The organism is Bradyrhizobium sp. SZCCHNR1002 (assembly GCF_032381435.1).
Taxonomy (GTDB): Bacteria; Pseudomonadota; Alphaproteobacteria; order Rhizobiales; family Xanthobacteraceae; genus Bradyrhizobium; species Bradyrhizobium aeschynomenes.
In genome coordinates this window covers 315419-325593 of sequence record NZ_JAUHIS010000005.1, presented here as the reverse complement: position 1 = coordinate 325593, position 10175 = coordinate 315419, and the positions used below count along the sequence as shown (strand labels likewise).

The 10175-nt window shown below is 61.7% G+C and carries 4 protein-coding genes and 1 CRISPR repeat array; of the genes, 1 reads left to right on the top strand and 3 read right to left on the bottom strand.

Going from position 1 to position 10175, the window contains the following annotated elements:
• Position 1 precedes the first annotated feature (1 nt).
• The gene (locus QX108_RS24090) at positions 2-5395 is read left to right on the top strand and encodes a hypothetical protein (protein WP_315783333.1); all 5394 of its coding nucleotides are present in this window, start codon (positions 2-4) and stop codon (positions 5393-5395) included.
• Positions 5396-5628: 233 nt separating this feature from the next.
• On the opposite strand, the gene cas6 is transcribed toward QX108_RS24090, so the two are convergent.
• The 3 genes from cas6 to QX108_RS24075 form a co-directional block, all read right to left on the bottom strand.
• Complete coding sequence (cas6, locus tag QX108_RS24085) at positions 5629-6525, bottom strand: CRISPR system precrRNA processing endoribonuclease RAMP protein Cas6 (RefSeq protein WP_315783331.1); 897 nt, start codon at positions 6523-6525, stop codon at positions 5629-5631.
• 248 nt (positions 6526-6773) lie between these two features.
• Positions 6774-7435: a CRISPR direct-repeat array (repeat unit 37 nt; unit sequence GTTTCATTCCCCTTGAGATCGGGGCTCAGTCGAAGAC).
• Positions 7436-7656: 221 nt separating this feature from the next.
• Positions 7657-8361: a hypothetical protein gene (locus QX108_RS24080; RefSeq protein ID WP_315783329.1), complete on the bottom strand. Its 705-nt coding sequence runs from the start codon at positions 8359-8361 to the stop codon at positions 7657-7659.
• Between the two features lie 312 nt (positions 8362-8673).
• The gene (locus tag QX108_RS24075; RefSeq protein ID WP_315783327.1) at positions 8674-10143 is read right to left on the bottom strand and encodes an SAVED domain-containing protein; all 1470 of its coding nucleotides are present in this window, start codon (positions 10141-10143) and stop codon (positions 8674-8676) included.
• Positions 10144-10175 lie beyond the last annotated feature (32 nt).

Here is a 10175-nt window from a genome sequence, read left to right as displayed (position 1 = left end):
CATGCCTGATCCAGTGCCAGTGCGGGTCGGAATTCACTGCACCGCGATTCCAGAGGGCTTTTCCGCATCTGGCAACGCCCGACTCAGCATTGTGTTGACGCCGGATACCCGCGGCGACACACTCGGGAGATCGGTCGACCTGCGGAATTGGCCGAAAGCGATTACCGATGGCGCCAACAAGCTCGTTGTCGCGATCCAGCGCGCCGATGGCTCACGCGAATACCCCAAAGTCGTGATTGGTGCCGGTGCCGCGCTTTCGGACAAGCCTGTTGCTGCCCGCGCCAACGGGCTTTGGGGCGAAATTTTTCGCGAGCCCTCCGATGGGTTCCCCACGCTGAAAGACATTCTCGCCGAAAATCACCAACCTCCCAATATCGCCCCGGCGTTCACGGCGCAATTGAAGCCCACAGATGACATCGCCAAGGCGTTCCGAGACAACCAGGACAAGTTTATCGTCGATATTCACCGTAATCAGGTGAATCTGCCGAGATCGAACTGGGTGCAGACGCACTATCTGGCCGAATTGCTTCAATCGCTCTACGGCGAAACCCAGTTTCTCAAACTGGCAAGCCTGCTCGTGGCAAATGAGACGCGAATGGCTGCGACCGGCTCGAACAAGCTCGACCCGGACCGGCTGGCTGACAGCGTCTCGAAAACTGGAGCCGGCGAGGCACTCGGCCTTGTGGACTCGACCTGGATAAATTCGCTTGCGTCCATGTATCTCGATCGCCCGTTCCGGCAGACGCTGCTCGCCAGCTTTCGCCGCAATATCCTTGATGAGCTGGCCCGCATGGGCATCGGCGCGCCTCCGGGCGACGCCTTCGGCGCCTTGCAGCGTCTTTCGCCCGAGGCGGCGAATGTCACCGCAAAGGAAAAGCTCTCAAGCCAGCAACTGGACGCGGTCCAGCAGGCATTGCTCGGCATCATCGGACGGCCTGGGGCGCAGAGTAGTCGGCAAACTCCGGCGCCTGACGGCTTCATTCAACCCCCCGGAATGGGACGAAACATGATGCGGGCTTTGATCCGCGACGTCATCCGGCGGCAATCCGGCAAACCCGCAACGAGGGCGATGCTTGACACGATATCGAACTATCGGATGCAGGCGGCACAGAATTTTCAAGCTTATCACCGCCATTGGCAAAGTACTCCCATCGGAGCCAAGGATGTCGAACGACTGCGCCATGCGACCAAGTCGGCTGCCCACCAGATGGACGATATCGTCCGGCGCAAATTCTTCGGAATTCGATCGCAACCGACGCTGGCCAAATATCTGCGGCTGATCATCGATGTAGAGCTTGAGGTCACTGATCCGCTCAATAATCCGCTTGACGGCTGTGACTTGATTGTAGCCTGGTTCACGTCCAAGCTCGACAAAAGTCCGCAAGCTCTGGAGGCCGAGCTGGCTGAGAGTATGGTCAGCCCACACTACGTCGCTTATCAATGCGATACCAAGAGTGGCCGCTACTTCCGGCCCTGCGGTCAACGGAATCACCGCCTAAAGAACAGCCTGCCCCCTTCGCTACTGCCTCCGATGAAGAACGGCGTGGTCGATCTTTACGCCGACGACCGCTTCGAACTTGTCACGCTGAATATCTCTAACAGTATCGGCGCGCTGCGCATGCAGGCCGAGCAAAACGAGGGGGCCCAGCGCGACGGCACCCTCCTGGACACCGTTTCCACCAAGCTGCCCGAACGGCAGGCCAGAGGCCTGCAATTGATCGATCGCGGCGTCATGGGGCACATGGTGTCCGGTCTCGCAATGGGAAGAGTGGCCGCGGAGGGAAATCCCAATCCAAAAGGCACCGCGGCGAATCCGTTTTTTGCCGAGGATCTGGCGATCGGCTACCGTCCCTTTGTCCAACGCTGGAAACACGGAGAACAGCCGGTCGACAATGCTGGACAGGTTACGAACGGGAAGGAATGGCGCTCACTGGTCGCGCGAACCGTCAGTATCGAGGCGCTACGCGCTGTCGACCAGCAAGAGGAATATCGCGAGGTCCGGCGGCGCGATCATGGTCTTGTGCGCGTGGCACATAAGCTGGTTGGCGCCGGCACCGGCAATCCCCCGGCCACGGCGTCGGCCGATCAGCAGATGTTTGCCTGGATGGGTGCGAGCCTAGCGCTGTCGACAGATGTGCGCACTAGCGCCGGCGCGAGCGAAGGTACGGATGCCGCACCGGGAGAAAACCCGACGGAAGAAACGCACTGGCCGGGGCAGGATCCAAAGACTGATCTCGCGCTCGCGATGACCTACCGTTTTTCGCACGAGGATGTCGACAAGCAGCCGGCGTTGCGTACCGGCGACAGTTACTTGCTCGGCCTGGCGCCGGTCTATCCCAACGGCGGCAGCCCGTCGCTGGCCGATATCACACGTGTGTTCAATGCACGCGGAAAGGATCAAACCGTCGTACTCGGCGCCTCTGCTACCGGCTCTACCGTCACCCCTTACAAATTCGGTCCCCCGCACGATACGCCGGCGCCCGGCATCCTGGTCTCGCAGGAAGAGGCGCTCCTGTGGCGCAAGCACGAAAACCTGCCCTCAAAATCGAAAAACGCCGACCCGACCAACCGGGGAGCCGGCGAGCAGGTCGAGCGCATCGTGCTGCGCACCGCCAGCAAGCCCGCGGACGACAAGGACGTGGCGCGGCGTTATCTAGTGCCGCCGCGCACGACATTCGAGCGCGCCGAACAGGCAGGAATGTTCGACTCCGTATTCGACGCCAAGCCGCCCGGCGCATTTTCCGGTTATTCCCTGCATGAGGAAAACGGCAACTTCATCACCGACGGTGAATCGACGCGCGAGCCGATGCCGACGAAGCTCACGGAGAAGAAGCCTCAGCAGGAGCAGAGCCGGCCAGCCGTATTGCTTCCGCGCACCTCGGCGTACCAGCCGCGAGCCCCGTACTATCCCGATCCGCTGGCGCGGAATTTGCGGGTCCGATTCGAGCGGTCGGGCGCGGTTCCTGCCGGGTTTCCGGACGATCTTCCCCTGCATGCGTTCTGGAAAGAAGGCGCCTCTCCGGTTACCGCGCAGCCGATCGAGCTTCTGATCCGGCGCTGGTCCGAGGGCCGTAACGGGGGTCGTGTCAACTTCGGCGATGCCAAGGGAAGAATCAAGGGCGGCGGCATAACGCGGCAGATCGAGCGGCTGGCGCTTGAGATCGCGCCGGCGGAAGAGGTCAATCTGCGGATCTGGAGCGTACCCGACGGCTACGAGCTCCTGCGCCGACGGAGCGATCTGAAAGCATCCTTCATGTCCGTGATCCGCGCCGCCGCGCAGACAACGGTTCGCGGCCTCACCTTCGATTCAGCGCTCGAACAATACATCGAGGACTTGGCGGACGGATTGCCGCCCGAAAAGGCACTCAAGAAACAAAAGGACGGGCGGAACGCTGAACGCCAGGCCGTGACCGAGGCATTCTCGCAGGCATTCGCGGCACTCCTGTTGCAGACGCCGGACAACGGCATCAACGCATGGATGACGCTTAGCGTCGTCCATGCGGTGGAAAAGCCGCTTATGGTGCCGGTGATTCCCATGCGCCCGCGCCCCGTCGGGCGCGACGTTCCGCTTCTCGCCATCCAGCCCGTGCGCGTGAAGCGAAACACTTCGTGGGAGAAATATGCCGAAACGCTCGATCCGACCGACCTGCTGTCGGCGCTCGATCTGCCGAGCGAAGAGGAAGGCGCCACGGCCTATTTCGTCGGCCAGATCGAGATCGACCGCGCCTCGACCGGTGAACTGCGAATCGAAGCAAGCTGGCCGGATTTCGATCCAGCGGTGGCGATCCAACCCGCCAACCCGACCGGAGCGACCAAAGATGGGCCGCGGTTCAGATTTAATCCTCCGACGCGAGACCGGCCGCTGTTCCATGACGCGATCAGGATTCCGCGGGACAGAGGAACCAACCCGGAGGGCCGTCTCGACCTCACCTTTGACGAAACCGGATCGTTGCGGGGGTTGAATTTTCCGTTCAGCGACACCGCGGCCCGCGAACTGTGCTTGCGCGTCGTCGCGACGTCCCGCTTCGTCAACGATTTCCCCGCGATCGAAACGGCCAATCCGGAAAAGGACGCGCTCGGTCGCTTCGATGTGGAGACACGGCCTCCGACTGATTCGAAACGAATGACGGAGATGAACGAGGAGGAGAAGAAGAACGTCCGGTTCTTCAAAGTCATGATGCCCGCTTCCGCAGCACCGCCGCTACCGAGCGTGACGCGCCTGCAGTGGATCACGCCGGAGCGGCTCACGAATTTCGAACCTGGTCGGCGGATTTGCATCGAGAAGCACTGCTATCCGCGATTGTACCTTGGACGGGATTGGTACGCTTCCGGCCCGGACGAATTGTTCGCCGTCGTATGTGCGCCGGGCGACCTCGTAAGCGACCGGCCCTATTCGCGGAAGTCCGAGCCCCCGCCGGTGCTCGAGCCCGTGCCGCTGAGCGCGACCGAAGCGTTGAATGCGCCGCGGCTGCGGGACATTCCCGCCTCGGCCCTGAGCAAGGACCTGGGTGCAGACGGAAAGCCGGGATATCTCAGCCCGATCGCGGATCTCGTAACGCGATGGGGATCGGATTCCACCGTCCGCTCGACTCCGCTGACGGGTACGATCACTAGAGAACGCTTCTCGGGATTTGTTTCCACGCTCAGCAATGTTCCTCTTCCGAATGACAACACGCAGAAAGTCTCGGTGCTGCTCTACAAGCCAGAATTCGACGATGAGTGCGGTGAATTCTACGTCGATATCGGCGTAGACCCGGGCCCTGCCCATGCTCCGATGATCCAGCTCGCCGTTGCGCGATATCAGCCCCAGACCATCCATCCGCACCTGCACCTGTCATCTATCACGAACTTGAAGCCATTCCAGGTGACGCCGAAGCGGACCGTCGAAGTCATCATGCATGAGGACAAGCATATTAGGACGATCGTCCAGGGGGTCGGCTACACCAACCGCAATCCAGAAGTGCCGGAAAGCTTCGGCAAGGAGAGGAAGCTGCCGCCGGAATATGCCAGCCTCATCCGCTATCCGCTGCAGAACGTGCATCTGATTGTGCTCGACAACTCCAAGCCCACCTCCGGCATCCAAGTCTACAATGAGCGGGGAAAGGCCGTGGAGAGCAAGCGCGTGACGCCGCAATTCTTCCATCCAGAAATGATCTGGATATCGGAGTTCGAGCTTCCCAAGGGGACGAACCGGTATCGCTACGGGCTCCAGTTCGACGAGATCGATGTGCACTTTGCCGATGAGGCGTATGAGAAAGGCGCCGTCGTGGGCTCGGGCATGGTGGATCGGCCGAGTCGCTTCTCGCTGACGATCGACCTCGATCGCGGCCTGTTCACGCCCAGCGAAGACAGCAATCTGCGTCCGCCGATTCAGGCCTATTCGGAGCTTCGATAGGCCGCCGCTTGAGGATTTGGAGGTGTTTCGGTCCGTTAGTGGGTCGCGAAATTTTGCCTGGAGTTGTTGCGGCGCCACCCCGAGCGACGCGAGCAGGATGCGCCGCGGGTAATCCGGCGGAGATCTGCGATCTGGCTCAGTAGGTGTCATCGCGATATGAGGAAGGTTGAAGCAGGCCATAGTGTAACGGCGCCGCTGGCATCTTCCAGCGCGACAACCTTGTTCTGCGCCGGCTACACGGGCCGAAGCCTGATCGCCCCCAGCCCGGAAACGACGCCCTTGCCGGCGTGCAGCCATTGCGCCAGCCAGAGATACGGAAACAGGGCCTCGGCTCCATCGAGGTCGAGCGTGAAGCTGCCGACGATTCCGCCGGCGGCGATCTCCTGGTGGTGATTGCCAGACCAGCGAAACTGGTCGGCGAAGACGAATTCGGCCTCGCGCGCAATCAGCCGCGACACCAGCGGCTTGAGCACTGCATGATCCGGGACGAGACGGATGTCACCATAGAGCGATGACAGCGCGGTCACGCGCTGGATGAGGCCGCCGATCAAAAGGGCTGGCGTGAACTCCCTCGGACCGACACCGATGCCGGACCGCACCAGACGGAGGGGCGTCGCAAGGATGACCCTCACACGCGGCGGACAGGGCGGCACAACCGGGACCTCGGCTGCGACGGGCCGGAAGCCCTGCGCCGGATCGAACACGACGGCATCGTCCTGAGCATTGCGCCACACCGCTTTTGCCTGGCACAGATAGGCGTGGCCACGCAGGCGGTCTGCGCCCTGCCTTGGGCCGAGACCCCGGCGCGCTGCAAAGTCGAAGGCCGCCAGCACGGCCTCCACCGCGCTTGCCGGGCGGCCGATGAGGGTCAAGCCGATCGTCTCGACCGTGCCTCGCGCCAGCGACTGGACGCCGCCGGCCGGCGGCGCATCGACGACATAGGGGCGCGGCGCGGAATCCCCCGGCATGTCGGAGCCGTCCCTTGCCGCGGCTCTCGACGCAAAGAAGGTATCGTAGAGCGATCCCGGCGCAACGTGGCCGGTCGAAATCCCCGGCAGAATGCCCTCGTCGAGCCGCTTCAACGCCGATCCGAGCACGCCGCGCCACAAGCTGCCCCGATTGGCGGGCATGACGACGGCCTCCTCCATCATGAAGGACAGTTGAAGACGCAACACAGCGAGACGCGGAACATCGCTCGACGGACGATCAGCGTCCGGCGAATGTCCTTGCGCGAGCTCGGGCTCAAGCCGGGTGTGATCTGAGAGAACGCGAAACATCGCAATACAGGCCAGTGGCAGGACGGTTGCGAACGATGACAATCATCCTAGCGCGTCATGCTGATAGCCGCCACCACCGCGTCGTCGGCCATTCGACCCGACTGAAATGCCCCTTGAGATCGGGGCTCAGTCGAAGACAATACTGAGCATAGTAACCGCAAGGTGATTGTGTTTCATTCCCCTTGAGATCGGGGCTCAGTCGAAGACGCATCTTTCTCGGCCTCACCGTCGGCGTCTCAGTTTCATTCCCCTTGAGATCGGGGCTCAGTCGAAGACGCTCAACGACTGGTACAAGCAGATCGCGACCGTTTCATTCCCCTTGAGATCGGGGCTCAGTCGAAGACGACGACGTATCTTGATGCCCAGTTGGGGCCTCTGCGTTTCATTCCCCTTGAGATCGGGGCTCAGTCGAAGACAAAGCCTGCATGGCCAACCTCAAGGCCCAGCAGGTTTCATTCCCCTTGAGATCGGGGCTCAGTCGAAGACTTCGTCAGCCTGAAACCATCGTGGTGAATCATGGGTTTCATTCCCCTTGAGATCGGGGCTCAGTCGAAGACCGACCCAATCTGCTGGCGCAGGTTGGATAAGAGTTTCATTCCCCTTGAGATCGGGGCTCAGTCGAAGACTACACCACCTGGCGGGTGGAAGACTTTATTTGTTTCATTCCCCTTGAGATCGGGGCTCAGTCGAAGACGCGACTTGCTCCAGCCCCTCGTCGACCAGGGCGTTTCATTCCCCTTGAGATCGGGGCTCAGTCGAAGACTCTTCACCCCAAAATTCTCCCGCTTTTTCAAAATCTTGCAAGGGGCGATTCCAAGTATTTTTTCCGCCGCGGACTTGACGTGAATTTGCCGTATTTTGTTCTTCATAAGTTCTATCGCTCCCCATTCGGCGGACCCGCTTCCTGGCAATGCTGCTGTCCAAATGCAAAGTGCCGGGCTGCACGCCCGGCAACGATTGCCACGATTCGTTCCAGAGGCGGTCTCAGCGAGCAACGACAGCCTCGACGTCTCTCGTTGAAGGAGCATGTCCCATTTGAGCCGCGAGCCGACTGAGATCGGCCGCATGAGCCGACCGCAATGCGTCGATCGCCTGCCGGATGGCCTGCTCGCTGTGGTCCAGCTTGCGGCGGGCGATCAGCCGCGCAAGCTCGCGCTGTTCGGCGTGGACGTCGGCCGTACGTGTCAGGTAACCGAGAGCAGCCGCGGCCGCAGCCAATGTGAGCAAGCCCGTAGCGGACCACGCCGAGCCGCTTGCGACGGCGGCGCCGCTGACGACCGCCGCGAGTTCAGCAACGGCGAGCGAGAGGCCGAGCAGTCCCGACCGATCCAGACCGACCGAACCTGAGAGAAGTCGGACTGCCGCCCCGATCCGATCGCCGGAGAATGAGATGGCGAGTCCAAACAGAGCGCCGAGCAGCATCGACAAAACGGAGGCCGATGCGACCAGGACCGGACTGATCGCGCAGAGTCCGGTGATGACGACAAGGGCCATTCCCCGGACGCGCGGCGGCAAGGCCGGCGTCTCCAGACATGGTGCGATCGCCTCCAGCGCCTCGCGGTCGGCACGAAACGCCGGCGCGAGCGTCACCGCCCGTTCGAGCGCGGCGTCGTAAGGCACGACCAGTTCGGGTTCGGTTCGCTTGCGGCGCGCCTCGAATGTGGTGCGCGCTAAATCCAAGATCGTCATGACGGCCTCCTCGATCTGAAATCAACGATGCGAGCTTACCTGCGGCCGATCGTGGACGCATCGGCGGCAAGGTTGTCGAGGGCGTGCAGAGCCACGGCATGCGCTATCAGATGATCATGATCGTCACGCCGGCACACGCTCCCGCTTTGTTTGCTGCGATCACGGCCGAGGCGAGCCTGCGGGCCGGCTGGCGCCGTGTCCGCCGCAATGGCGGCGGTGCCGGTGGTGACGGGCAGACGCCATGGCAATTCAACAGGCAACTCGACCGCAATATCGCCAGCCTCTCACGCGACCTCGGGAGCGATCGAAAGGTCAGGTCTTCAAAAGGCAGCTCGGTGCATAGCCAGGGTCCTGATACTCAAACAGCTGAACTCGGCCGATCGATGTGAGCTGCTGCCCGAGGAAAACCGAGAGCGCGAGCGGGCCATAGAAGAACAGCCTTGTCAGGCGTAGCTGACGCTCCTTCAGCAACCTGCCGAGTTCCTCCCGGACGGCGATCGCCATGGCGACGGCGTCGCCATCGCCGCCGATGGATTGTGCCCCCTGGCTCGGTGGCGACATGAATACAAACGCATTGGGCGCCTGACCGGTGGAAGCAACGTAGCGCAGGACATCGCCGCGGCCATCGCCACGGATATTCAAGCCGACAACGAGGTCGGTGCCATTTGGGTCGGCCTCTGCGAGGTCCGTCTGCAACGCGTAGCCAGGTGTCGGCGTTGCGTCCGAACGCCAGAGATCCTTTGCGGGCGGCTGCGGGATTTCGAAATTCCAGCTGCCGACCGCAGGGAATGTTGCGCCAAGCGCAATACCGGTCGAGAGGGCACATTTTCCGCGTAGCCGAATTGTCCGGACGGTGCCCGCCGCCATGATCTGCTTCCGCAAGGCATCAAGTCGCGGGACAATATAATTCGTCCAGGCGTCCGCTGAAGGAACCTGTCGCGATCCGCGATCAAACAGGTGCGTCCAGTCCAGCTCGTAATCCGCAGGCGGCGCGAATGCCTCCTTCGTCCAATTGTGGATCCAGACCGTCACACTGGCCTCCGCCGACAAGTCGATGAGAACCGCAGAACGCAATAGAGTCTCGATAAGCGATCGGTCGAGAACGACACCCTTGCTCGCGCCGACCTTGTGCAGAAGCTCAGCGTAAGCGGGCTGGACCATCGCTCGTATCCTGGTCGCATATTCAGGATGATCGAGCATTCTGGCGATGAAGAGATCCAGCGCGCCGTCGTCATGAGCCAACAGGCCAAGCCCGAGCTCAAGAAAGACCTTCTCGTGGATGAAGGCGATGTCCTCGTCACTGAGGCCTATGCTTCGCAAGCGCTCGTCCACGTCGGATTCGGTTCGAGCCAGGGCCGAATTGACATCGTCATAAAAGGGCTTGGCATTGCGGAAGCGTGCCAGGCCGGCTTCGATCGGCCGCATCTGCTGCGACAGTCCAGGGCAAGCCAGCCGAAACTCCTGATAGATGCCGGGCATGCCCGCCTCACATGCACGAAATGCCGCGATGACATCCTTGAATTCCGCAGGCGTGACGTCGTGGTCTTTCGTCTGGATGTGCTTGCGGCGGGACGTGCCGTTCACGAGATAACGAATGTCGATGTCGCCGGTGCCCTCCGTGAAGAGCTGATGAAACGAGCCATCCTGCAACCAGATCGGCAGGTGACACACAGTGTAGCGGAGCTGGAAATCGAAGCCTTTGCTGGCGTTGATACCGCCCATCGCATCGGGTGAGAGAAGCGAGCCGCCACCATTGGCCGAACCGGGCGTGGTCTTGGCCATGTCATTTCTCCTGTGCGTCGCGGTCCTTCAAA